Source organism: Gordonia sp. G4 (genome assembly GCF_057770005.1).
In genome coordinates, this window is record NZ_CM173442.1 from 1,729,094 (window position 1) to 1,752,254 (window position 23,161).

At 68.1% G+C, this 23,161-nt stretch carries 16 protein-coding genes; 9 read left to right on the top strand and 7 right to left on the bottom strand.

The genetic code is table 11. The features are described 5' to 3' along the window. Positions 1 to 93: 93 nt before the first annotated feature. From arr to AC3B5T_RS07650, 4 genes are all read right to left on the bottom strand, one after another. Positions 94 to 531 carry an NAD(+)--rifampin ADP-ribosyltransferase gene (gene arr / locus AC3B5T_RS07635; protein WP_081637256.1) on the bottom strand — a complete coding sequence of 146 codons (438 nt, stop codon included), beginning with the start codon at positions 529 to 531 and terminating at the stop codon, positions 94 to 96. A 151-nt stretch (positions 532 to 682) separates the two neighbouring features. Next, a complete protein-coding gene (locus tag AC3B5T_RS07640; RefSeq protein WP_488358487.1) occupies positions 683 to 1,147 on the bottom strand; it encodes a hypothetical protein in 465 nt (154 codons plus the stop codon). A 134-nt stretch (positions 1,148 to 1,281) separates the two neighbouring features. After that, positions 1,282 to 2,613, bottom strand: coding sequence for a sensor histidine kinase (locus AC3B5T_RS07645; RefSeq protein ID WP_051129839.1), 1,332 nt, complete (start codon positions 2,611 to 2,613; stop codon positions 1,282 to 1,284). Continuing rightward, entirely contained in the window at positions 2,597 to 3,235 is a 639-nt protein-coding gene (locus AC3B5T_RS07650; protein WP_010844013.1) for a response regulator, read from the bottom strand. Before AC3B5T_RS07650 ends, AC3B5T_RS07645 begins: the two co-directional genes overlap by 17 nt. Before the next feature lie 159 nt (positions 3,236 to 3,394). Here AC3B5T_RS07650 and AC3B5T_RS07655 point away from each other — a divergent pair, with 159 nt between their 5' ends. From AC3B5T_RS07655 to AC3B5T_RS07665, 3 genes are all read left to right on the top strand, one after another. Beyond that, positions 3,395 to 4,387, top strand: coding sequence for a GGDEF domain-containing protein (locus AC3B5T_RS07655; protein ID WP_010844012.1), 993 nt, complete (start codon positions 3,395 to 3,397; stop codon positions 4,385 to 4,387). Between the two features lie 96 nt (positions 4,388 to 4,483). Beyond that, entirely contained in the window at positions 4,484 to 6,667 is a 2,184-nt protein-coding gene (locus tag AC3B5T_RS07660) for a DUF2254 family protein (RefSeq protein WP_488358488.1), read from the top strand. A 196-nt stretch (positions 6,668 to 6,863) separates the two neighbouring features. Beyond that, positions 6,864 to 8,273 carry a carotenoid oxygenase family protein gene (locus tag AC3B5T_RS07665; protein WP_488358489.1) on the top strand — a complete coding sequence of 470 codons (1,410 nt, stop codon included), beginning with the start codon at positions 6,864 to 6,866 and terminating at the stop codon, positions 8,271 to 8,273. A gap of 13 nt (positions 8,274 to 8,286) precedes the next feature. Here AC3B5T_RS07665 and AC3B5T_RS07670 read toward each other — a convergent pair whose 3' ends face one another. Further along, positions 8,287 to 9,396, bottom strand: a complete 1,110-nt coding sequence (locus AC3B5T_RS07670; RefSeq protein ID WP_488358490.1) for an alpha/beta hydrolase — start codon at positions 9,394 to 9,396, stop codon at positions 8,287 to 8,289. A gap of 515 nt (positions 9,397 to 9,911) precedes the next feature. On the opposite strand from AC3B5T_RS07670, the gene gltB reads away from it, so the two are divergent. The 4 genes from gltB (at position 9,912) to AC3B5T_RS07690 (ending at position 17,789) form a co-directional block, all read left to right on the top strand. Continuing rightward, the gene (gene gltB, locus AC3B5T_RS07675) at positions 9,912 to 14,495 is read left to right on the top strand and encodes a glutamate synthase large subunit (protein ID WP_488358491.1); all 4,584 of its coding nucleotides are present in this window, start codon (positions 9,912 to 9,914) and stop codon (positions 14,493 to 14,495) included. Further along, on the top strand, positions 14,488 to 15,942 hold the full coding sequence (locus tag AC3B5T_RS07680; RefSeq protein ID WP_010844007.1) for a glutamate synthase subunit beta: 1,455 nt from the start codon (positions 14,488 to 14,490) through the stop codon (positions 15,940 to 15,942). Before gltB ends, AC3B5T_RS07680 begins: the two co-directional genes overlap by 8 nt. Positions 15,943 to 16,104: 162 nt before the next feature. Further along, entirely contained in the window at positions 16,105 to 16,992 is an 888-nt protein-coding gene (locus tag AC3B5T_RS07685) for a cutinase family protein (protein ID WP_014924888.1), read from the top strand. A 125-nt stretch (positions 16,993 to 17,117) separates the two neighbouring features. Further along, positions 17,118 to 17,789, top strand: a complete 672-nt coding sequence (locus tag AC3B5T_RS07690) for a DedA family protein (RefSeq protein WP_010844005.1) — start codon at positions 17,118 to 17,120, stop codon at positions 17,787 to 17,789. Between the two features lie 20 nt (positions 17,790 to 17,809). Here the strand turns inward: AC3B5T_RS07690 and AC3B5T_RS07695 are convergent, their stop codons facing one another. Beyond that, on the bottom strand, positions 17,810 to 18,244 hold the full coding sequence (locus AC3B5T_RS07695; protein ID WP_010844004.1) for an SRPBCC family protein: 435 nt from the start codon (positions 18,242 to 18,244) through the stop codon (positions 17,810 to 17,812). Positions 18,245 to 18,604: 360 nt separating this feature from the next. Here AC3B5T_RS07695 and AC3B5T_RS07700 point away from each other — a divergent pair, with 360 nt between their 5' ends. Beyond that, on the top strand, positions 18,605 to 18,769 hold the full coding sequence (locus AC3B5T_RS07700) for a hypothetical protein (RefSeq protein WP_488358492.1): 165 nt from the start codon (positions 18,605 to 18,607) through the stop codon (positions 18,767 to 18,769). A 349-nt stretch (positions 18,770 to 19,118) separates the two neighbouring features. Here the strand turns inward: AC3B5T_RS07700 and AC3B5T_RS07705 are convergent, their stop codons facing one another. Further along, the gene (locus tag AC3B5T_RS07705; protein ID WP_010844003.1) at positions 19,119 to 19,364 is read right to left on the bottom strand and encodes an RNA-binding S4 domain-containing protein; all 246 of its coding nucleotides are present in this window, start codon (positions 19,362 to 19,364) and stop codon (positions 19,119 to 19,121) included. 134 nt (positions 19,365 to 19,498) lie between these two features. Here AC3B5T_RS07705 and lysX point away from each other — a divergent pair, with 134 nt between their 5' ends. Then, entirely contained in the window at positions 19,499 to 22,912 is a 3,414-nt protein-coding gene (gene lysX / locus AC3B5T_RS07710; protein WP_488358493.1) for a bifunctional lysylphosphatidylglycerol synthetase/lysine--tRNA ligase LysX, read from the top strand. The last annotated feature ends 249 nt before the right edge of the window (positions 22,913 to 23,161 follow it).

The window sequence follows — 23,161 nt, forward strand, 5'->3', positions numbered from 1 at the left end:
CTGTAAACCGCCCTGTGGTGGGACGCCGCGACCGTATTGTCTTCTGTCCGTTTCTATGGGGTGGTTTCCAGCCCGACCGGCCGCCGTCAAGGGCTAGTCGTAGAGGACCGCGTCGCCGCGCTGCCGAAGCGCCTCCAACCCCGCGCGGAATTGCCGGAGGTAATCCGGCGAATGGCCTACCCAGTCGGTCATCTCGCCGACGATCCGCACCGGTTGTGCACTCCGGTACGAGTGGGTCGGGTTGCCGGGGAACTTTTTGTCGGTGACGTTCGGATCGTCATGTACGTCGTCCTGTGGTTCGACGACGTAGACCCGGGGGCGACCGTCGCCCACCGCCATCTCGGCTGCGAGGACCGCGCCGTCCAGCACCTTGGTCATGTAAACGTAGTTCGAGACGTGTTCCGGACGGTAGTTCGACCGGTGGCCCGGTGTCAGGAAGTCGCCGACGCAGAGGTCGGCCTTCGTGCCGTGAAAGTACGCCCCGGACTCGTGGACCCGGAAACGTTCCGGTGTGTCCGCCATATCTGCCATCGATCGCCTCCCGGTGTCGGTCGTCGAGCGATTGTGCACGGTCGCGGGGGCCTTGCCGCAAGCCCCTACTCCTCGCTTATGGTGAAAGGGGCGGGGTTCGGGGGCGGAGCACCACCCCCGAACCGTTCCCTCATCCTCCTTTCGAGAATCCTCACCACTGGTCGTAGCCGACGTTGACCTGGGGGTAGCCGGTGTCGATGTGTGGGTTGATCCAGTAGTTCTGGGCGTGTGGTCCCCAGATGGTGGTCATGTCGGTGTTGACGTTGTGGGGGTGGTTGGTGAGTTGGTAGTTGGCGGTGGGGCCGAACAGTCCGATGCGGTAGATGGCGTTGACGTCGAGGTGGTTGTTGTAGGGGGCTGTGGCGGTGATGGTTTCGGTGGCGCCGGGGTAGAGGATGTGTTGGGGTGCGTTGACCCATTGGCCGCCGTCGGCGTTGGCGCCTTGGAGGTATTCGGGCTTGTCGGTGTGGTTGGTGATGGTCATGGCGACGGTGGGTTCGCCGGGGCGGGTGATGGGCAGGGTGCCGGCGTGGGCTGCTCCGGCGGCGCCGAGGGCGATGCCGGTGGCGGCGGCGAGTCCGAGGGTGGCGGTGGCGATGCGGGTGGTGGTCTTCATGGTGTGCTCCCGGTGTGGTGGTGGGGTTGTTTCGGTGACACCAATGACTGTGCTCGCCGGGGGCGGTGTGTGGTTTCCGCTGATCGGGTGATGGAGGGGTTGAATCGCACCTCCACCGATCGGGGGACACGCCCTCACTGTTCGCGGGCGGGTACCTCCACGATGGCGACCGTGCCGCCGCGGGGGTGGTCGGCGAGCGACATCGTGCCGCCGGCCCCCTCGATCCGCACTCGTCGCGAGGCAAGTCCGATGTGGCCCTTGGCCTGTCGCTGCCGCATCAGCTCCTCGACGTCGACGTCGGCGGGCAGGCCGACACCGTCGTCGACCACGACGAGTCGCGCTCGCCCGTCGTCGAACTCGGCGGTGACCTCGACGGTTGTGGCGGAGGCGTGTTTGGCGACGTTGGCCAGCAGTTCGCGAGCGGTGGCGAATATCAGCGGATCGACCGAGGTACGAAGCCCCGGTGGCCATCCGGCGGTGTCGACGGAGACCGTGGGTGCTCCGGCGCGGCTGCCGAACGACGACGCGAGATCGGTCAGGGCGACCGCCAGCCCGGCTTGCTCGAGCACCGCCGGGTGCAACTCGCTCAGCGTCGAACGCAGGAGTTGGGCCGCGTCGCGCAGCGCACCGTCGACGCGGTCGAGGGTCACGGGATCAGCAGAATCACGGAGCGTGGCGAGTTCCTGACGCGCCGCCAGCACGTACTGCAGGGCGCCGTCGTGGAGATTGTCGGCGAGATCGCGCCGTTCGCGCTCCTCGATCTCCATCGTCGCATCGAGCAGTCGGGCGCGTTCGGCGGCGAGCGCCCCGATCGTCCTCACCCGGGATCGCTGCAAGCGGGACAGCAGGATCGCGCCGACGGCCAGCGCCGCGACGACGAGGATGCGCAGCACGATCACCGACCACGGTTCGCCGTTCGACGTGCGGGCCAACGCGGAGGAGACGGCGTACACCGCGGTCGTGACGACCACCACCGCGGCACATGTCCTGGGCTGCAGGGCGATCGCCGCGATCATCGGCACGAGGACGAAACCACTGAGGAGAACGTCGGTGGTCCAACTCAATTCGTTGGACCGGCTCGCCGCGATGGCGAGTGCGGTGAGCAGGAGAAGGTCGATGGGCAACGCGATCCACGAGTAACGGATCATCGCCGACTCGTGGCGGACCACGACGACCGCTCCACCGATACACCACGCCGCGTACAGGATTGCGGTCACGACGCTGAACGTCTCCGCGTGCGCGGGTGGATCGAGACTGACGGTCAGCAACACGAACACCGACAGGAACAGCCGCAGGACCACCTGAATCCGAATACCGCGGATCGCGTGATCGATCAGGATGTCGTGGATCCTCGGCTCGTCGGCGAACTCGTCGAGGCCGAGATACCGGGTGGCCCCGGCGATCTCGTCGTCACCGCCGACGTCGACCCCTCGACTCGAGGAGGCCGCGCTACTCGAGGAGGCCACGGCGCATCGCTTCGGCCACCGCCGCCGCACGGTCGGACACCCCGAGCTTCTCGTACAGACGCTGCGTGTGCGTCTTGACCGTCGACGCACCGATGTAGAGCTCGGCGGCCACCTGCGGAATCGATTGCCCCCGTGCGAACCCGGTGAGGACCTGTCGTTCCCGTTCACTCAGGGCGGGCGCATCGCGCTGGGTCTGCGCCCGGATCTCGCCGGCCAGTCCGGCGGCGAGCTCCGGTGGCACCACCGTCTCGCCCTTGGCCACCCGGGTCACCGCGCCGACGATGTCGTCGCGGTCGGCATCCTTCGACAGATAACCGGCCGCACCCTCCTGGAGCGCCCGGAAGACGATCGGCCCGTCGGTGACCGCGGAGAGCAGCAACACCCGCGTCGGCAGCCCGTCGCGCGAGACGGCATGCGCGACCTCGACGCCGGTCATGAGCGGCATCTGATGGTCGACGACCGCGACGTCGGGTTTCTCCTGCCGGATCAGCTCGAGCCCCGCCATGCCGTCGGCGGCCTCGCCGACGACCCGCACCCGCCCACTTGCCGTCAGGCCGCGGGACACCCCGTCGCGGAAGAACGGGTGGTCGTCGACGACGACGACGGTGACGAGGCTGTCCATCGGCCCAGGATATGTGGAGGAACGGCTGGAACCGAGTCGAACGGCGCTTCGAGTGAGGGGTGCCCCGACCACACTGTCCGCCGCCGGTCGCGCATCGCGGCGCGGTTTGGCAACCTCGGACCGGGGACGGGGGACCGATACCGAGGATCGGAGTGGGGGATGTACCGACCGGACTTGCACCTGGGAGCGCTGCGGGGCCCGCTCCCGCGATCGCCGCTGCACGTGCTGCGAACCTATCTCGCGGTGACATCGCTGCTGTACGCGATCGGGGTGGCCCTCACGCTGTTCCCGGTCGACGACTCGGCGACGCTGTCCGACCCGACCGGGGGATTCGTCGCCGTGGCGCTGGGCATCGCGGCGCTCGGCTGGCTGTCCGTGCGTCCGCAGCGCCCGCTCCCGGCCGTGATCGCGGCCTGTGCGGCGACCCCCGCGGTGATGGCGTTCCACGAGCTGATCAGTGCCGAGTTCCTGTGCATGGTCGCGGCGATGTTCCTGGCGATGTACCTGCGCGCCACCTTTCCGCGCCGGCAGGCGTGGGCGCTCATCGGTCTGCTGACCGTCGCGTGCGTCGTCGCATTGGCAGTGGCACCTGCGCCCAAGTACCTCAGCACGTACATCGTCGTCGCCGTCGCCATCCCGGCGGCCGCCGAGTCGTTCGGACTGCTGACGCGGACGCTGCTCACCGCGGTCTGTACGGATCCGGTCACCGGTGTGTTCAACCGGGCGGGTTGGGAACTCGCCACCAGCGGGCTTGTCGACGGGCGTCGGTCGGCCGCGGCGATCACGGTGATCTCACTATCGATCGACCACGACGCGACGGCCACCGACACGCTCGGTCGCGAGGCGGCGGATCAACAGCTCGTGCACCTGGCCCAGACCTGCGTCGATCTGCTTCCCACCGAGACCGCCATGGCACGCCTGGGTGATTCCGACTTCGCCATCTGCCTCGTTCACGATGACGACGGCCCGCCCGGACAGGCCGCGGACCTGATCGCCGAGCTACGCCGCCGACTACCGGCCTCGTCGCTGGGCGCCGCGACGGCGCCCGCGCCGGCGGCGAACATCACCGCCCTCCATGCGCAGGCGTCGTCGCGGCTGGCATCGGTCCGACGCAACAGGGCCCGACGGTCCGATCAGCCGGACCCGCAATGACATCGTCGACGGCGACATGACCGCATGAGATCGACTCGACCTCCCGACGTCGATCGAACCCCGTAGGTTTCCGGGACATACCGCTAGGGTCGGGGGATGGCCGGATGGTTCGATGAGCGGATCGTCGAGACCGGTCGTCTGCCGTTGTTCTTCCTTCTGCTCGCCTTCGTTCTGACCTTCCTGTTCATCCGGTTCAGCGTGCGGATGATCCGCGCGGAGGTCAGCTGGTGGCCCGGGAACGTGACACCCGGCGGGGTGCACGTCCATCACGCCTTCTTCGGCATGATGGCGATGCTCCTGTCCGGCTTCGGTTTCGTCGCGGTCGACCCGCTGCGCACGCCGGTCATCGACTGTGTGCTGGCGGTCGCGTTCGGCATCGGCGCGGCCCTGGTGCTCGACGAGTTCGCGCTCATCCTCCACCTCCGCGACGTCTACTGGGCGGAGGAGGGCCGGACGTCGATCGACGCGGTGTTCGTCGCGATCGCCATCGGCCTGCTCTTCCTCCTGGGCTTGCAGCCGTTCGGGGCGTTCGAGGTCGTCGGGGACATCCGGAAGGAGGACGGGCTGGTGGCGCGGCTCGTGGCGGCGGGTGTCGTCGTGCTCAACGTGGTCCTGGCAGTCGTCACCCTCCTCAAGGGCAAGGTGTGGACGGGCCTCGTGGGCATGTTCGTCCCGGTTCTGTTGTGGTTCGGTGCCGCCCGGCTGGCACGCCCGCGATCACCGTGGGCCCGGTGGCGGTACAAGAACCGTCCCCGCAAGATCGCTCGGGCGATCGGGCGAGAGCAGCGGTATCGAGAACCGCTGATGCGATGGAAGATCGTCGTGCAGGAGGCGGTGGCAGGCCGATTCGGGGTGCCCGACACCCTCGCGCCCGTCCCCGACCCGACGCCGGCCCCGACCGCGGTCGGCGTGGTGACGGAAGCGGTACCGAGCGCGCTGGCGACTGCGATCCGGTGGCGGCGTACGCGCCGGGCGTTGCGCACCGTCCCGATCTGGCGGCTGCCGGTCGTGCTCGTGACGTTCGCGATCGTCGCGGCGTGGACGACGGTGGGTTTCGACGAACTGCTCGAACTCGAGGTCGACCCCGGAACACTGGCCACGCTGCTCAGCGTGATCGCCGGTTCGATGGCGACGCTGACGGGCCTCGTGTTCACCGCTGTCACCCTCGCGATGCAGTTCGGGGCGTCGTCGATCTCGGTGCGGGTGATCCCGATGCTGCAGCAGGAACCCGTCATGCGGTGGTCCACGGGCTTCTTCCTCGCGACCTTCGTCTACAGCGTGATCATCGCGATCGACCTGTCGGTGGGTGGCCCGGACGAGCCGACTCCCGGTCTGTCCACGGCGATCGCGTTCATGCTCACGACGATCAGCGCGTACCTCTTCATCGCGCTCGTCGGCAAGGTCGGGACGATCCTGAACACCGCGCGCCTGCTGCAGTGGATCGCCGACGACGGCCGGTCGGCGATCGTCCGGCAGCTACCGCCGCCGACAGCGCACGACGAGACCACGGCCCCAATGGCTTTCGACGACCAGGTCGTCGTCGAGACCACACCCGACCGGGGCGATGGGGGAACAGACGCGGGTGCGGACATCGAGGCGGAGCACATGCAGATCAGGCTGGGGGAGGTGACCGCGCGCGGTCGGGTGCTCCTGGCGGTCAACGGTGACCGCCTGCGACGATATGCGGCTTCCTGGGACGTGCGGATCAACCTGCTGGTCGCCGTCGGCGACCATGTCCCCCACGATCTCCCGGTCGTCGAGATCGTCGGCGACCCGGCACGGGTGGAGACGCGTCGGGTGCTGGCCTGCCTGCTGTTCGGTGACACCCACCAGCCGTCGGTGAGTCCCGCCGCGGCGCTGCAGGCGATCTCGGACATCGCGCTCAAGGCGATGTCCGCGGGCAGCAACGACCCGAGCGTCGTGGTGCAGGCACTCGATCACACCGAGGATCTACTGCTGCTGCTGGCACCGCGGCTGTGCGGCGAACCGACTGCACCGGGCACCTCGGTGCGCGGCATCCGCCGCAGTTGGGCGGACTACGTCGCGATCGGGACCGACGAGATCCGCCGGCACAGCACCGGCCAGGTGCAAGTGCAACGCCGGTTGCGCGCGCTGTTCGAGTCCCTCCTCGACGGATGCGGCCCGGCGCAGCGCGTCCCGGTGACCGAGCGGCTGGCCGTGCTCGACGCTCAGGTCGCGCGCGACTGGTCCGACGACCTCGACCGGCGACTCGCCGCGGCGGCGGACCGGCAGGGTTACGGTTCCGAATTCGGCCGGTGAGGGTGCGCGGATAGATCACGCGAATCGGACACAGCCGATACCCTGGGTTTCGTGCTCGCGTCCCGGTCCGCCGATCGTCGCGCGGTGGTCGACGAGATGCGCGAGTTCGGCGCCCAGCGCACCGCCACTGCCCGGCCCGCCGGTTGACGGCCCGCCGCCCGACCAGCCCGTCGCCGATCAGCCCGAAGGTGGTCCGATGACCCTCACCACGCCCCCCACCCCCGCCCCCGTCGACATGGCGCACCACGCCCACCTCACCGGCGTGTTCGCCCCGCAGCGGGAAGAGGTCGATGTCGCCGACCTGCCCGTCTCCGGAGAGATCCCCGCGGATCTGCGGGGCAGCTATCTCCGCAACGGCCCCAATCCGCGCTTCGACCCCATCGGATCCTTCGTCTACCCCCTCGACGGCGACGGCATGGTGCACCGGATCAGCATCGACGACGGTCGGGTCGGGTACACCAACCGTTTTGTCCGGACCCCGATGGTCCTCGCGGAAGAGGCTGCCGGACATGCCCTCTGGTCAGGACTCACCGACGGATACACGCCGCCGGCGAGTGTGGTGGGCGACGAACTCGCCGGCACGTATCGCGAACTGCCCGACATCAACATCGTCCGGCACGGCGGACGCCTGATGGCGATGGCCGAATCCGACCGGCCCTATCTGCTCGAACCGTCGTCGCTGGCGACCCTGGCCAAGACCGACTGCGACGGTGCGATGCGGGTGGGTAGCACCGCCCACCCGAAGATCGACCCGGCCACCGGCGAGATGGTCTTGTTCAACTACGGGCTCGAGGCGCCGTATCTGACGTGGTCGGTGGTCGCCGCGGACGGGACGACGACCACCGGCCCCACTCCGGTCGACGGACTCGACAAGCCGGTGATGATCCACGACATGGCGCTGACGTCTCGATACCTCGTTCTCTTCGTGTGCCCGTTGATATTCGACCTCGAAGGCGTGATGACCGGTGGGTCGCTGCTGTCGTGGCAGCCCGACGACGGCACGCGCATCGCGCTCATCCCGCGCGACGGTGGCCCGGTGCGCTGGGTGCACACCGACCCGTTCTGGGTGTGGCACTTCGCCAACGCCTTCGACGGCCCGGGACCCGAGGACGGCGTGACCGTCGACTACGTCGAATGGAGCTACCCGGGCGGTTTCGCCGACGAGCCGCGGCCGGCGACCTCGGCGCTCACCCGCGCGATCATCCGCCCGGATGGGACGATCACCCGGAATACGGTCAGCGACAACGCCTTCAACATGGAATTCCCGCGGGTCGACGACCGCCTGCTCACCCGGGACCACCACCGGATCGCCTCGGTGGCCAAGGGGCCGCGCGACAGTGGTGCCAGCGACAGCCTCTGGTTCCACGACCTCTCCGCCGGCACCGAGACGTTCTGGAGTCCCGGAACCGCCATCGGCGAGCCGATCTACATCCCGGGTACCGAACGCGACCATTGGGGCGCGATCGGCACCGATCCCGCCGACATGCGTTCGTACTTCTACCTTCTCGCCGCCGACGACCCCGCGGCCGGGCCGGTGGCCACCGTCGAACTGCCGATCCGCGTCCCCGCCGGGCTCCACGGCGCCTGGCTCGCGGACCCGGCCTGACGACAAACCCACCCTATTTCCGCAAACCCACCCCGTCCGAGCGTGGTGGGTTTGCGGAAAAGGGGTGGATTCGCGGGCCGGAGGAAGCCGGCGCCGTCACCGCGATGAACCGGGCCGCGGTGTCGATCGCCGACCGCGCTTCGGCCGACAGACGTGGGATCAGCTGAAACACGTGCCCCTGATCCGGCCACGCCTGGATCACCGAAACCCCGCCGGCGCCGACGATCTCATCGTGGGTGGCCCGGGCGTCGGCGCCCATCACCTCGCGTGCCCCGTACTGGATGAGAGTCTTGGGCAGACCCATGTCCCGGGTCAACCGGACGCGCATCCGAGGGTGATCGGGGTCCGCGGCCCTGGTGTAGAGCCGCAGGATCTTCCGCGCGGACATCGCGTCGATGATCGGGTCGCGCACCCCGGTGCGCTGGTTGCGTACGGCCAGGTCGAAAGTGGGGTCGTAGAGCGGCGAGAACAGCACCATCGACCCCGGCTGCGGGGTTCCGGTCGCGTGGTTGACGGCGAGCAGGTCGAGCGCGAGGTGACCGCCGGCGGAGTCGCCCGCGACCACGATGTCCTCGGCGCGGTACCCCTGTGACAGGAGCCAGCGATAGCCGCGGATGGTGTCGTTGCCCGCGCACGGCCACGCGTGTTCGGGGGCGAGCCGGTAGTCGAGGCTGAACGCGGGCAGACCGGTCTTGTTGCCGAGCCGGCCGACCAGGCCGCGGTGCGTTCGCGGCGAGCACACGACGTACCCGCTCCCGTGCAGGTAGTAGACGATCCGCGTGCCGGGGGCCGGGGCGGCGGCGTGCCGGCCGATCACCCATTCGCCGCGGACCTGTCCGCCGCGAAACGTCTCGCGCACGAGATCCACCCGGGTGTTGGCCGGTGGCGGGTTCATCCGCTCGATCGTCCGGTTGAGGGCCGGACGGGTCCGCTGGATCATCTGTGCCGTCACCCGGGGATGGCTGACCCCGGCCGCGGCCATCATCGGCCAGGCGACGCGGGCCAGGTAGGCGTTGACCGCCCGGGAGCGGCGCGAACCATGGGGTGCGACGCCGAGGTGACCGAACGGATGCTCGACCGCTGGGTCGAAGGCGGGTTCATCCGCCGGCACAGTGACACTCATCACCTGACGGTAGATGTTCGGCGTTTCCCGCGGGGTGAGATTCCGCGGGCGAGATCCGGCCGCAATCCGATCGCGACCGACGAAGCCCGCAACCCCTCGCCGCGAGCGCTGCCGAGACCGTGGCCGGGGTGGCCCCGAAACGCCAGATCCCCGTCTGACGTGCACCTGAGGTGCTGTTGTGGTATCCGGATTTCTTGACTCGGCCCTCCGCGTGGAAAAATGGCTCACAATGCTCATACGGCTGCCCGGGGGCGCTCTGGCGTGCTGCGCGCGGTAGTTGCGATGAGCAGGGTGGTTCGGGCCCCGACGACGCGGCTCGAAGGGACCGTCAGCAACGGCGCTGACCGGGACTCACCGCCGCTGTGATCGTCGGCTCCGCCCAGGTCAGCCCCGATGCGGGCGGATGACGACGACGCCGGGGACATCGTGGTCCGCGGCCCGACACGGCCGGGTGTGGCCCCAGACATTGACGACGGGTAGTGCGTGCACCCCTCGCGCGCAAAGTGAGGCGAACTATGAAGCAGGCTCCGGGACCGGTGGGTCTCTACGACCCACGCAACGAGCACGACTCGTGTGGCGTGGCGTTTGTCGTGGACATGCACGGACGGCGCAGTCGCAGCATCGTCGACAAGGCGATCATGGCGCTGGTGAATCTCGAGCACCGCGGCGCCGCGGGCGCCGAGCCGAACACCGGCGACGGTGCCGGCATCATGATCCAGGTCCCGGACCGTTTCCTGCGGGAGACCGTCGACTTCGAGCTGCCCGCGGAAGGCAGCTACGCGACCGGTATCGCATTCCTGCCCCAGGGGTCGGAGGACGCTCGCCTTGCCTGCGAGGGTGTGGAGAAGGTCATCGAGGCCGAGGGTCTGACCCTGCTCGGGTGGCGCGAGGTGCCCACCAACGAGAGTTCGCTCGGTGCGCTCGCCCGCGACGCCATGCCGACCTTCCGTCAGGTGTTCGTCGGCGGCGCCGAGGGCATGGAACTCGAGCGTCGTGCCTACGTCGTGCGCAAGCGCGTGCAGTACGAGCTGGGCAACAAGGGCGCCGGCGCCGACGGCCCGGGCCGCGAGACCGTCTATTTCCCCAGCCTGTCCGGACGAACCTTCGTCTACAAGGGCATGCTGACGACCCCGCAGCTGCGGGAGTTCTACGTCGACCTGCAGGACTCGCGTGTCGAGAGCTCGCTCGGTCTGGTGCACTCGCGCTTCTCCACCAACACCTTCCCGTCGTGGCCGCTGGCACATCCGTTCCGCCGCGTCGCCCACAACGGCGAGATCAACACCGTCACCGGTAACGAGAACTGGATGCGGGCCCGCGAGGCGCTCATCGACACCGAGGCCTTCGGGGCCGACGCGGCGTCGAAGATCTTCCCGATCTGCACCCCCGGCGCGTCGGACACCGCGCGCTTCGACGAGGTTCTCGAGCTGCTCCACCTCGGTGGACGCTCGCTCCCGCACGCCGTGCTCATGATGATCCCGGAAGCCTGGGAGCGTCACGAGTCGATGAAGCCCGAGCACCGGGACTTCTACCGCTACCACTCCGCTCTGATGGAGCCCTGGGACGGCCCGGCGTCGGTGTGTTTCACCGACGGCACCGTCGTGGGCGCCGTGCTCGACCGAAACGGACTGCGCCCCAGCCGGGTCTGGGTCACCAAGGACGGCCTCGTGGTGATGGCCTCCGAGGTCGGCGTACTCGACATCGACCACTCCGACGTCGTGCAGAAGATGCGTCTGCAGCCGGGCCGGATGTTCCTCGTGGACACCGCGGCCGGCCGCATCGTCGACGACGAGGAGATCAAGGACGAGCTCGCCGGTGAGCACCCCTACGGGGAGTGGCTCGAGCAGGGACTCGTGCCGGTCGACGACATCGAGGCGCCGCCGCACCAGCACATGCCGCACGACCGTGTCGCCTTGCGCCAGCAGGTCTTCGGCTACACCCGCGAGGAACTCGACCTCCTGGTCGCGCCGATGGCGAAGACCGGCGCCGAGGCCCTCGGCTCGATGGGCACCGACACCCCGATCGCGGTGCTCTCCAAGCGTCCGCGCATGCTGTTCGACTATTTCCAGCAGCTGTTCGCGCAGGTGACCAACCCGCCGCTCGACGCGATCCGCGAGGAGATCGTGACCAGCGTCGGCGGCACCATCGGCACCGAGGCCGACCTGCTGAACCCCGGTCCGGAGTCGTGCCGGCAGATCGAGCTGACGTCGCCGGTCCTGGACAACGACACTCTCGCCAAGCTGGTGGAGATCAACGCCAACGACGCGCTGCCCGGCTTCCGCAGCGTGCACATCCACGGCCTCTACCCGGTCGCCGACGGCGGTGCCGGACTCCGCAAGGCGCTCGACGAGGTGCGCGCCAAGGTCAGCGCCGCGATCGACGACGGCGCGAACCTGGTCATCCTGTCCGACCGCGAGTCCGACGAGACCTACGCACCGATCCCGTCGCTGCTCCTCACGGCTGCGGTGCACCACCACCTGGTGCGTGAGCGCAAGCGCACCCAGGCCGGCCTGATCGTCGAGTCCGGCGATTGCCGTGAGGTCCACCACGTCGCCGCGCTCGTCGGTTTCGGTGCGGCAGCGGTGAACCCGTACATGGCCTTCGAATCGATCGAGGACATGATCGAGCGCGGTGTGCTCGGCGACCTCGACCTGGCCACGGCGCAGAAGAACTACATCAAGGCCGCCGGCAAGGGTGTGCTCAAGGTGATGAGCAAGATGGGCATCTCGACCATCGCCTCCTACACCGGCGCGCAGCTCTTCCAGGTGATCGGTCTGTCGCAGGAGACGGTCGACGAGTTCTTCACCGGACTCAACAGCCAGCTCGACGGCATCGGCCTCGACGAGATCGCCGACGACGTCGCGGTGCGGCACGCCCTGGCGTTCTCCGACCGTCCCTCGGAGCGCGCGCACCGCGAGCTCGAGGTGGGCGGCGAGTACCAGTGGCGTCGTGAGGGCGAGTACCACCTGTTCAACCCGGACACGGTGTTCAAGCTCCAGCACTCCACGCGCACCGGCCAGTACAAGGTGTTCAAGGAGTACACCAAGCTGGTCGACGACCAGTCCCGGCAGATGGCCTCGCTGCGTGGCCTGTTCGACTTCAACTTCGGCGATCGCGACCCGATCCCGATCGAGAAGGTCGAGCCGGCGAGCGAGATCGTCAAGCGGTTCTCGACCGGTGCGATGAGCTTCGGCTCCATCTCCGCCGAGGCCCACGAGACCCTGGCGATCGCCATGAACCGTCTGGGCGGCCGGTCGAATTCCGGTGAGGGCGGCGAGGATCCGCGTCGCTTCCATCACGACGAGAACGGCGACTGGCGGCGCAGCGCGATCAAGCAGGTCGCCTCGGGACGCTTCGGTGTCACCTCGCACTACCTGTCGAACTGCACCGACATCCAGATCAAGATGGCGCAGGGCGCCAAGCCCGGTGAGGGCGGCCAGCTCCCGCCGCACAAGGTGTACCCCTGGGTCGCCGAAGTCCGTGGTTCGACGCCGGGTGTCGGTCTGATCTCCCCGCCCCCGCACCACGACATCTACTCGATCGAGGATCTCGCTCAGCTGATCCACGACCTGAAGAACGCAAACCCCAAGGCGCGCATCCACGTCAAGCTCGTCAGCGAGGTCGGCGTGGGCACCGTCGCGGCCGGTGTGTCGAAGGCGCACGCCGACGTGGTCCTCATCTCCGGTCACGACGGCGGCACCGGCGCCACCCCGCTGACCTCGATGAAGCACGCGGGAGCGCCCTGGGAGATCGGCCTCGCCGAGACCCAGCAGACCCTGCTGCTCAACGGTTTGCGCGACCGCATCGTGGTGCAGGTCGACGGCCAGCTCAAGACCGGCCGGGACGTCGTCGTCGCCGCCCTGCTCGGTGGTGAGGAATTCGGTTTCGCAACCGCGCCGCTGGTGGTCTCCGGCTGCATCATGATGCGCGTGTGCCACCTGGACACCTGCCCCGTCGGCGTGGCGACCCAGAACCCGCTCCTGCGTGAGCGTTTCGCGGGCAAGCCGGAGTTCGTCGAGAACTTCTTCATGTTCATCGCCGAAGAGGTCCGGGAACTGCTGGCGCGCCTCGGCTTCCGCACCCTGCAGGAAGCCGTCGGTCACGTCGAGGCACTCGACACCACCAAGGCGCTGGCGCACTGGAAGTCGGAGAAGGCCGGCAAGCTCGACCTGTCGTCGATCCTGACGATGCCGGAATCGCCGTTCATGAACCAGGATCTGTACTGCTCGGGCGTGCAGGATCACGGGCTGGAGAAGGCGCTCGATCAGCAGCTGATCGCGCAGAGCCGCGAGGCGATCGACCACGGTACCCGGGTGTCCTTCACCTCGAAGATCACCAACGTCAACCGCACCGTCGGCACGATGCTGGGCCACGAGGTGACCAAGGCCTATGGCGCACAGGGTCTTCCCGACGGGACGATCATCGTCGACTTCACCGGCTCGGCGGGCAACAGCTTCGGCGCCTTCGTGCCGAAGGGTGTGACGCTGCGCCTGGAGGGTGATGCCAACGACTTCGTCGGCAAGGGACTGTCGGGTGGCCGTCTGGTGGTCCGCCCGGCGCGTAACGCGCCGGACGACTTCGTCGCCGAGCGGAACATCATCGCAGGCAACGTGATCGGGTTCGGTGCCACCGCGGGCAAGATCTTCCTGCGCGGCATCGTGGGCGAGCGCTTCTGCGTCCGCAACTCGGGTGTCACAGCGGTCGTCGAGGGCGTGGGCGACCACGGCTGCGAGTACATGACCGGCGGGCGCGTCGTCGTCCTCGGAGAGACCGGCCGCAACTTCGCGGCGGGCATGTCCGGCGGTATGGCCTTCGTCTACGACCCCGAGGGCAAGCTGGCCGACAATCTCAACACCGAGCTCGTCGACCTCGAGCCGCTCGTCGACGAGGACGTCGAGTTCCTCTCGGCGATCATCGACGAGCACCGTGCCGAGACCGATTCCCCGGTCGCCGCGGCACTTCTCGACGACTGGGACACCGCCCAGACCAAGTTCGCCAAGGTCATGCCACGCGACTTCAAGCGCGTGTTGCTGGCCATCTCCGAGGCGGAGAAGACCGGGCGAGACGTGAACGAAGCGATCATGGAGGCCGCACGTGGCTGACCCCAGAGGATTCCTCAAGCACCCCGAGCGGGAGCTGCCCGACCGCCGCCCGGTGGATCTGCGTCTGCTGGACTGGAAAGAGGTCTACACCGACTTCGACAAGGGCCACCTGAAGACGCAGGCGAGCCGCTGCATGGACTGCGGTATCCCGTTCTGCCACAACGGTTGCCCGCTCGGGAACCTCATTCCCGAGTGGAACGACCTGGTCTACAAGGACCAGTGGCGCGACGGCATCGAGCGTCTGCACGCGACGAACAACTTCCCGGAGTTCACCGGCCGCCTGTGCCCGGCTCCGTGCGAGGCGTCCTGTGTGCTGGGGATCAACCAGCCGCCGGTCACCATCAAGCAGGTCGAGGTCGAGATCATCGACAACGCCTTCGACAACGGATGGGTCACCCCCGTCCTGCCGTCGGCGAAGACCGGCAAGGCGGTTGCCGTCGTCGGCTCCGGACCTGCGGGACTGGCTGCGGCGCAGCAGCTCACGCGTGCCGGACACGACGTGACGCTGTTCGAGCGGGCCGATCGCATCGGTGGTCTGCTCCGCTACGGCATCCCCGAGTTCAAGATGGAGAAGCGCCACATCGACCGGCGTCTGGCGCAGATGGAGGCCGAGGGCACCGTCTTCCGCACCGGCGTCAACGTGGGCGTCGACATCACCGTCGAGCAGCTCCGCGCCGATTTCGACGCGGTGATCCTCGCCAACGGATCGACCATCGGCCGCGATCTGCCGATCCCCGGCCGCGAACTCGACGGCATCCACCAGGCCATGGAGTTCCTGCCGCAGGCCAACCGGGTGCAGCTCGGCGACACCGTCGAAGGCCAGATCTCGGCGAAGGGCAAGAAGGTCATCATCATCGGCGGTGGCGACACCGGCGCCGACTGCCTGGGCACCTCGCTGCGCCAGGGGGCCGAGATCGTCCACCAGTTCGAGATCATGCCGAAGCCGCCGATCGAGCGTGCCGAGTCGACCCCGTGGCCGACCTACCCGCTGATGTACCGCGTGTCGTCGGCTCACGAAGAGGGCGGCGAGCGCGTCTTCTCGGTCAACACCGAACAGTTCCTCGGTGAGGACGGCAAGGTCACCGGTCTCAGGGCCCACGAGGTCGTCATGCGCGACGGACGCTTCGAGAAGGTCGAGGGTTCGGACTTCGAGCTCGAGGCCGACCTCGTGCTGCTCGCCATGGGCTTCGTCGGTCCCGAACGCGAGGATCTCCTCGACAAGATGGGCGTCGACTACGATCCCCGTGGGAACGTGAAGCGCGACAACAACTTCGCCGCCGTCGGGCAGCCGGGCGTCTTCGTCGCCGGTGACGCCGGTCGCGGACAGTCGCTCATCGTGTGGGCCATCGCCGAGGGCCGGTCAGCCGCTGCGGCCGCCGACAAGTTCCTCACCGGGGCGTCGGAGCTGCCCGCGCCGATCGTGCCGACGCAGGTCGCGCAGCGCTGACCGCGCGCCTCGCACAGAGCAGAACACAGAACTCCCGCTCGCCCGTTTCGGGGTGGGCGGGAGTTCTGCGTGTGAACGGTGACCGTGCTGGGTAGGTATCTCCCGCCCTACACTCGCCTCATCGCTGTCGGCCCTCACCGGCCAGTACGAAGGGAACGGACCATGCGTCGGATCGTCGCGACCATGTGCGCGCTGTTGTGTGCCGTCCTGGCCGGAGGAGGCCTCGCCGTCCCGAAAGCCGACGCCGCGCCGCGAGGATGCCCCGAGATCTACGTGCTCGCCGTGCCCGGAACGTGGTCCAACGGCGCCAGCCCGGGCCTGCTCGGTGAGGTCACCGCAGGGCTCGGACCGGAGACCCGCGTGCAGTACGTCGGATACGACGCCACCGCGTTCCCCTGGGAGAAGGCGATCTACGGCAAGTCGAAGGGGCAGGCCGTGGCCAACACCACGGGACTGGCCCTGCAGATGCTGCGTCGATGCCCGGGTACCCGGATCGCACTGGTCGGCTACAGCCAGGGCGCCGACGCCGCCGGGGACCTGGCCTCCGAGATCGGCACCGGACGTGCCGCCATCAGGCCGGGTCAGGTGGCGGGCGTCGTCCTGATCGCCGATCCGCGACGGTCCGAGCGCGACAATCTCGTCGGTCCGCCGCTGCGCGGAGAGGGAAGCGGCGGCCCTCGCCTCGACGGCATGGGCTGGGTCCTGCCGAGAGCGTTCACGATCTGCGAACCCGGGGATGTCTACTGCAACGTGCCTCGCGACTACTACGTGACGCGGATCGTCGGCTACCTCGCCGAGACCAGTGATCCGACGCCGAGCCAGATCGTCCAGTATCAGGCGGAGGCGGGCGCGATCCTCGCCGAACTGCTCACCCTCGGCGGACCCGGGGAGATCGTGCAGGAACTCGGCGACGACCGGGCCCGCGAACAGATCAGATCGTTCAACCGGTTCCTGCAGTCCGGGTCCCACGGCACCTACCGGGACTTCGAGGTTCGTCCAGGGGTGACCGCGGTGCAGTGGGCCAACAGGTTCCTCGCCGGACTCGCCTGAGCCGATGCCGGTCGGTCGACCTGCGCGGAAACCGGATGAATCGGACTTCCGACTAGAGTGGCTGCCGAGGCGGTCACCGTTGCCGGGGACCAGCCGACCGCCCCTCGGACAAACGGACTGATTCTTTGCCAACGCAGCTCGCCGCCGTACTCGCCCAGACCGACCCGTCTCAGGGTCACAGCGGCTTCATCGGCTGGATCCTCGACCTGATGGACACACTCGGCGAGTTGGGTGTGGGGGTCGCGATCCTCCTCGAGACCTTCCTGCCGCCCATCCCGTCTGAAGCCGTCCTCCCCGGCGCCGGGTTCCTCGCCTACGAGGGCCGCATGAACGTCTGGCTCGCCTGGGTGGCCGCGACCGTCGGGTCGCTCGTCGGCGCCTGGCTCTGGTACTGGATCGGTGCCGCCCTGGGTCGCGACCGCACCCGGCGGCTCGTCGGTCGGCTGCCGTTGCTCGACTACGACGACTTCGACAAGGCGGAGGAGTATTTCGTCCGCTGGGGCGGCATGGCGGTTCTCCTCGGCCGGTGCGTGCCGCTCGTGCGATCGTTCGTCTCGATCCCTGCGGGCATCGAGAAGATGCCGTTCTGGCGCTTCACCGCCTACACCGCGCTGGGTTCGGGGGTGTGGAACGCCTTGTGGATCGGGATCGGCTTCGGTTTCGGTCCGGCGATCGCCCCGGCGCTCGAACGCTGGAGCGGGGCGCTGTCCAACATCGTGATCGCGCTTCTCGTCCTCATGGTCGCCTGGTTCGTCGTGAAGCGGGTGCGTCGCCGGCGAGCGAGCACTGCCGGATAGGCGCGGCCGGCTTCGGTCGTTCAGAGTCTGTTGAGCACCCTGGTGATCTGATCCTCCACCGAACCCGCGAGCCGGTTGAAGGCGAGCTGCGCGAGCGGGTCGGCGAGCCGGGCACGGCCGTTGAAGGTGATGTGGGACCGGTACGTGAACGAGGTGCGCGTGGGTCCGTCCGGCGCGAACGACAGGTCGTCGACGCTGGTCGCGGTCTTGTTGCGACCGGTGAACACGACGTGGTCCGGGTCGTCGCGGGTGAGCTCGTAGGTCAGCGTTGTCGAGATCCCGTACAGCTTCGTCTCGTTGTGCCAGCGGGTGCCCAGCGCGATGGGGTCGGTGCCGATCTGCTCGCACTTCTGCGTTCCCGGATCCCACTCGACGGCGTTGGCGAAGTCGCGCATGTATGCGACCACTGTCTCGATGGGCTGTCTCACCGGGAAGGTCCGTGACACCTCGACCATGCGATCTCCTCCACTCCACGCTGTGCCCGCCCGCGCGCCGCGGGCTGACAGGGATTCGTCGAGCCTCACCCGACGGATTGCCCCGGGCGCTCGCCGAGACGCGTGTCGAGTCATTCATGCAGGTGAGGGGCGCGTCGCTGACCGCGACGTAACGCTTCGCGTGGAATGATCGATCTAGCCGTCGTGTGCGGCACTCGCCACTTCGGGATCCGGAGGTGCGGGATTCACACGTGTCGGCAGTCGCGGGGGACGTGGCGTAGGCCACGCAATAGTCCGGCGACACGATCCGGAACAGCCGCTACAGTAGAACAAAGTTCGAGTCCGTTGTAACGAATGTGAAGTATCAGGAAGTGATTGGTCATGAAGTTGGCTGACCCATTTCACCCACCCCGCCGGGGTTCCCTGCTGAACTCGCTGACCGGCGGGCGACTCGGGGGCCGTCGCGGTTCCACGACGATGTTCCCCGCTGAAGCGGAACGTCTGATCACCCCTGCCGAACTCCGACGATTCGGCGTCCGCACGTAGCGCCCTTCGAGGCTCGTCGACCTCGACGCGCTCCTTCGTCGCTTGCTCGGCCCGGCGGCTTTCGCTCCTCGCACCTCAGTACCTGCGGCCTGGCGGCCGTCGTGGATCACGAAAGAACCGCGTGCGAGTGCCGAATTTTCTGCTCCCTGAGGTGCGAGCGAAGCGAGCCACGAAGGGTTGGCGACGTGTCTCACCGGGCCCTTCGTGGCTCGTCGCTATCGCTCCTCGCACCTCAGGGAGCAGTGGTTTTGCGGTTCTTTCGGATTAGGGAGCAGGAGGCTCGCTCCTCAGGGAGCAGGAGGCTCGCTCATCACGGAGCGGGTGTGCCAGTGGTTTGCGCTCTGTCGGATCAAGGAGCGGGTAGGTCGTCGGTCCCGGAGACCACTCGTACGCTCATCCCGCCGACGGACACCACGTCGCCGATCGCCAGCTGCCGGCCCCGCCTGGTCTCCACCTCGTCGTTGACGCTGACCAGACCGTCGGCGATCACCTCTTTGGCCTCCGCGCCGGACTCGATCAGGTTGGCGAGTTTGAGGAATTGGCCGAGGCGGATGGACTCGTCTCGGATCGTCACGTCGTACACGGCTTCGATCATGCCGGTACCGGGCGGGCGGGGCCACCTCGGCCGGGCGCGCACCGGAGAACGGTCCGTGGAGACGATCTGAGCCGGACATGGCCGATCCGCGTGGACTGCCCGGACATACTCATGTTCCCGACTACCGTTTACGCATGGCCACCGACACCCCCCTCGCGCCGGTCGACCCCGAGAACCCCGATGAGCGTCACATCGGCACGTCGCGCGCACCCACCGCCGCCGATCGTCGATCCCTGGCGCTCCTCGACAAGATCAGGCGACCGACCGGGTTCGGTACCCGCGCTCCGCACATCGCCGGCACCGTGGTCGGTGTCCTCGCCGCCATCGCGTTGCTGTCCAGTCTCTTTCCGGCGATCCGGCATCTGATCCACGACCCGCGACGCTACGTCGACGACTACATCATCACCCTCCCCGACACCAGCTTCGCCTGGGCGTTCGTGCTGGCGCTCATCGCCGTCGCGCTCTCCGCACGCAAGCGGATCGCCTGGTGGATCAGTGTGGTCTACCTCGTGCTGTTCATGACGGCCAACGTTCTCTATCTGGTGCCGTCGCTCGAGGACGACCTCGGCGTCACGGCGTGGGACCGCACCAACATCTACCTCGGCCTGTTCATTGACGCTCTCGCGCTGATGTTCCTGCTGTCCACGTACCGGCAGTTCTACACGCGGGTCCGCAGGGGAGCGATCCCCGCGGCGTTCGGCACCCTCGTCGCCGGCCTGGTCATCGCGACGCTGCTGGGCTGGGCGCTCGTGTGGGCGTTCCCGCACACGCTCACGCGGGGCGACCGGTTGCCCTATGCGTTCAACCGGGTGGTCGCCTTCGGCGCCATCGACCAAGACGCGTCGTTCGACGGCCGGCACACGCATCTCTTCGTCAACGGGTTGCTGGGATTGTTCGGGGCGCTGGCGCTGATCGCCGCGGCGATCGTGTTGTTCCGTTCACAGCGGCTGCGCTGGCTCATCACCGCCGAGGACGAGGCACTCATCCGCGCTCTGATCGCGCGGTTCAACGACGACGATTCGCTCGCCTACTTCTCGACCCGTCGCGACAAGGCCGTCGTGTTCTCGCCCGACGGCCGCGCGGCCATCACCTACCGGGTGGAGGTCGGCGTCGGACTGGCAGGCGGTGACCCGATCGGCGACCCCGAGTCGTGGCCCGACGCCATCGCCGAATTCCTCACGCTCTGCGAGAAATACGGATGGCATCCGGCGTCGATGGGGTCGAGCCCACGTGGCGCGGCGGCATTCGACGCCGCCGGTTTCGTCTCCCTCAACATCGGCGACGAGGCCATCCTCCACACGCGTGAGTTCAGCCTCAGCGGGCCCGCGATGAAGGCGGTGCGCCAGGCCGTGACACGCACCCGGCGTGCCGGGGTCGATGTCCGCATCAGGCGGCACTCCGAGATCGGTGACACCGAGATGGCGCAGATCGTCGCGCGGGCCGATGACTGGCGCGACACCGACGAGGAACGCGGCTTCGCTATGGCGCTCTCGCGCATCGGCGATCCCGCGGACGGCGACTGCCTGCTGGTCGAGGCGGTGATGGACGAAGGCGCTCCCCACGAGAGGGTCGTCGGGATGCTGTCCTTCGTGCCGTGGGGGCGCCGTGGGGTCTCGCTCGACCTGATGCGTCGCGACCGGCACGGGCCCAACGGCGTCGTGGAGACGATGGTCGCCGAATTGTGCCGCGACTCCGAACAGTTGGGCATCACCGAGGTATCGCTGAACTTCGCCGCATTCCGGGCGTTCTTCGAGCAGGGGCCCCAGATCGGTGCCGGGCCCGTGATGCGGATGGGTTACTCGGTGCTGATGTTCGGCTCGCGGTTCTTCCAGATGGAGTCGCTGTACAAGTCGAATGCGAAGTATCTGCCGGACTGGCAGTCGCGCTATCTGTGCTTCGAGGACAGCCGAATCCTGCCCCGGGTGGGCCTGGCCGCGATCGTGACCGAGGGCTTCATCACGCTGCCGCGTTTCGGCCGGGCCAAGCACTACACGCAAGGCCAGCCGTCGATCCCGCCCGGTGTCGACGCCCCCGCCCTCATCGCCGAACTCGAAGCCGAGGCGGCCACCCCGGAGGGTGCGGTCGTCCACCGTCCGGAGCAGGTCCGCGTCCGGCTCGAGAAGATGGACCGGCTCGTCGAACGGGGCTTCGATCCGTACCCGCCGGCGGACCGGCCCACGCACACGATCGCGCAGGCCAAGGCCGAACCCGAAGGGACCGTCGTCACCGTCGCCGGCCGCGTCACGCGGCTTCGGGACTTCGGCAAGGTGGTGTTCGCCGACGTGCACGACTGGTCCGGCGAGGTCCAGGTCCTCGTCGAGGATTCCCGCGTGATCCCGGGAACTCCCGACTTCGGCACCGACGTCGACCTCGGTGACCTGATCCAGGCGCGCGGCGTCGTGGGCACCAGCCGCAAGGGCGAGCTGTCGATCCTGATCGACGCCTGGCGGATCAACGGCAAGTGCCTGCGTCCGCTGCCCGACAAGTGGGCCGGCCTCACCGATCCGGAAGCGCGTGTCCGCCAGCGCTATGTCGACCTGGCCATCAACGAGCAGACCCGGGCATCACTCGCGACGCGCAGCCTCGTCGTGAAGTCGTTGCGCGACTTCCTCTCCGCGCGTGGGTATCTGGAGGTCGAGACACCGATCCTCCAGCAGATCCACGGCGGTGCCAACGCAACCCCGTTCCAGACGCACATCAACGCCTACAACCTCGACCTGTACCTGCGCATCGCGCCGGAGCTCTACCTCAAACGGCTCTGCGTCGGCGGTGTGGAGAAGGTCTTCGAGATCGGCCGCAACTTCCGCAACGAGGGCGTGGACTTCAGTCACAACCCGGAGTTCACCAGCCTCGAAGCCTATGAGGCGCACAGTGATTACCTCAAGATGCTCGACCTCACCCGCGAGATGATCCAGCAGGCGGCGACCGCCGCCTACGGGGAGCCGGTCATCGTGCGGACCGACGCCGACGGAAACGAAGAGCGCGTGGACATCTCGGGAGAGTGGCCGGTCAAGACCGTCCACCAGGTGGTTTCGGAAGGGGCGGGGGAGGAGATCACCCCCGAGACCCCCGTCGAGGTGTTGCGCGCCGTGTGCGATCGCCTCGAGATCAACCACCGCCCGGACTGGGACGCCGGGCAGATCGTGCTGGAACTCTACGAACACCTCGGCGAGGACCGCACGACGTTCCCGACCTTCTACATCGACTTCCCGACGTCGACATCTCCCCTCACGCGCGCGCACCGGAGCAAGCCGGGCGTCGCCGAGCGGTGGGATCTCGTGGCCTGGGGCGTCGAACTGGGCACTGCCTACACCGAGCTCACCGATCCGGTGGAGCAGCGCAAGCGCCTCACCGAGCAGTCGATCCTGGCGGCCGACGGCGACCCCGAGGCCATGGAACTCGACGAGGACTTCCTGCAGGCGCTCGAGTACGCGATGCCCCCGACAGGCGGTCTCGGAGTCGGCGTCGACCGGGTCGTCATGCTCATCACCGGACAGTCGATCCGTGAGTCGCTGGCGTTCCCGCTCGCGAAACCACAGGACGCCTGACCGGAGGAAAACCCGGCTGTCCCGCCGCCGTACATCGGCAAGACATCGTGTGCATACGCACTGTACAGTCACGCCGTGTGCACTTGCCGGACACAACCCGTCCGGGGGACCGCCTGTCATCCGCTTGAGCTACACGTGGTCACGATCTGTAACGGTGGGATCGGGTCGAACGACCTAGTAATCAACCCCCTACGTCTGACGAGAGGTGCCCGGAATGGTCGTCGAAGAGCTGCGCAGCACCTGAACCCG

What these genes read in the sequence shown, in the direction of transcription:
- AC3B5T_RS07660 (WP_488358488.1), top strand. Translation starts at nt 4,484, where the DNA reads ATGGCCGGATGGTTCGATGAGCGGATCGTCGAGACCGGTCGTCTGCCG.
- AC3B5T_RS07650 (WP_010844013.1), bottom strand. Translation starts at nt 3,235, where the DNA reads ATGGACAGCCTCGTCACCGTCGTCGTCGTCGACGACCACCCGTTCTTC.
- lysX (WP_488358493.1), top strand. Translation starts at nt 19,499, where the DNA reads ATGGCCACCGACACCCCCCTCGCGCCGGTCGACCCCGAGAACCCCGAT.
- AC3B5T_RS07665 (WP_488358489.1), top strand. Translation starts at nt 6,864, where the DNA reads ATGACCCTCACCACGCCCCCCACCCCCGCCCCCGTCGACATGGCGCAC.
- arr (WP_081637256.1), bottom strand. Translation starts at nt 531, where the DNA reads ATGGCAGATATGGCGGACACACCGGAACGTTTCCGGGTCCACGAGTCC.
- AC3B5T_RS07670 (WP_488358490.1), bottom strand. Translation starts at nt 9,396, where the DNA reads ATGAGTGTCACTGTGCCGGCGGATGAACCCGCCTTCGACCCAGCGGTC.
- gltB (WP_488358491.1), top strand. Translation starts at nt 9,912, where the DNA reads ATGAAGCAGGCTCCGGGACCGGTGGGTCTCTACGACCCACGCAACGAG.
- AC3B5T_RS07685 (WP_014924888.1), top strand. Translation starts at nt 16,105, where the DNA reads ATGCGTCGGATCGTCGCGACCATGTGCGCGCTGTTGTGTGCCGTCCTG.
- AC3B5T_RS07700 (WP_488358492.1), top strand. Translation starts at nt 18,605, where the DNA reads ATGAAGTTGGCTGACCCATTTCACCCACCCCGCCGGGGTTCCCTGCTG.
- AC3B5T_RS07640 (WP_488358487.1), bottom strand. Translation starts at nt 1,147, where the DNA reads ATGAAGACCACCACCCGCATCGCCACCGCCACCCTCGGACTCGCCGCC.
- AC3B5T_RS07655 (WP_010844012.1), top strand. Translation starts at nt 3,395, where the DNA reads ATGTACCGACCGGACTTGCACCTGGGAGCGCTGCGGGGCCCGCTCCCG.
- AC3B5T_RS07705 (WP_010844003.1), bottom strand. Translation starts at nt 19,364, where the DNA reads ATGATCGAAGCCGTGTACGACGTGACGATCCGAGACGAGTCCATCCGC.
- AC3B5T_RS07695 (WP_010844004.1), bottom strand. Translation starts at nt 18,244, where the DNA reads ATGGTCGAGGTGTCACGGACCTTCCCGGTGAGACAGCCCATCGAGACA.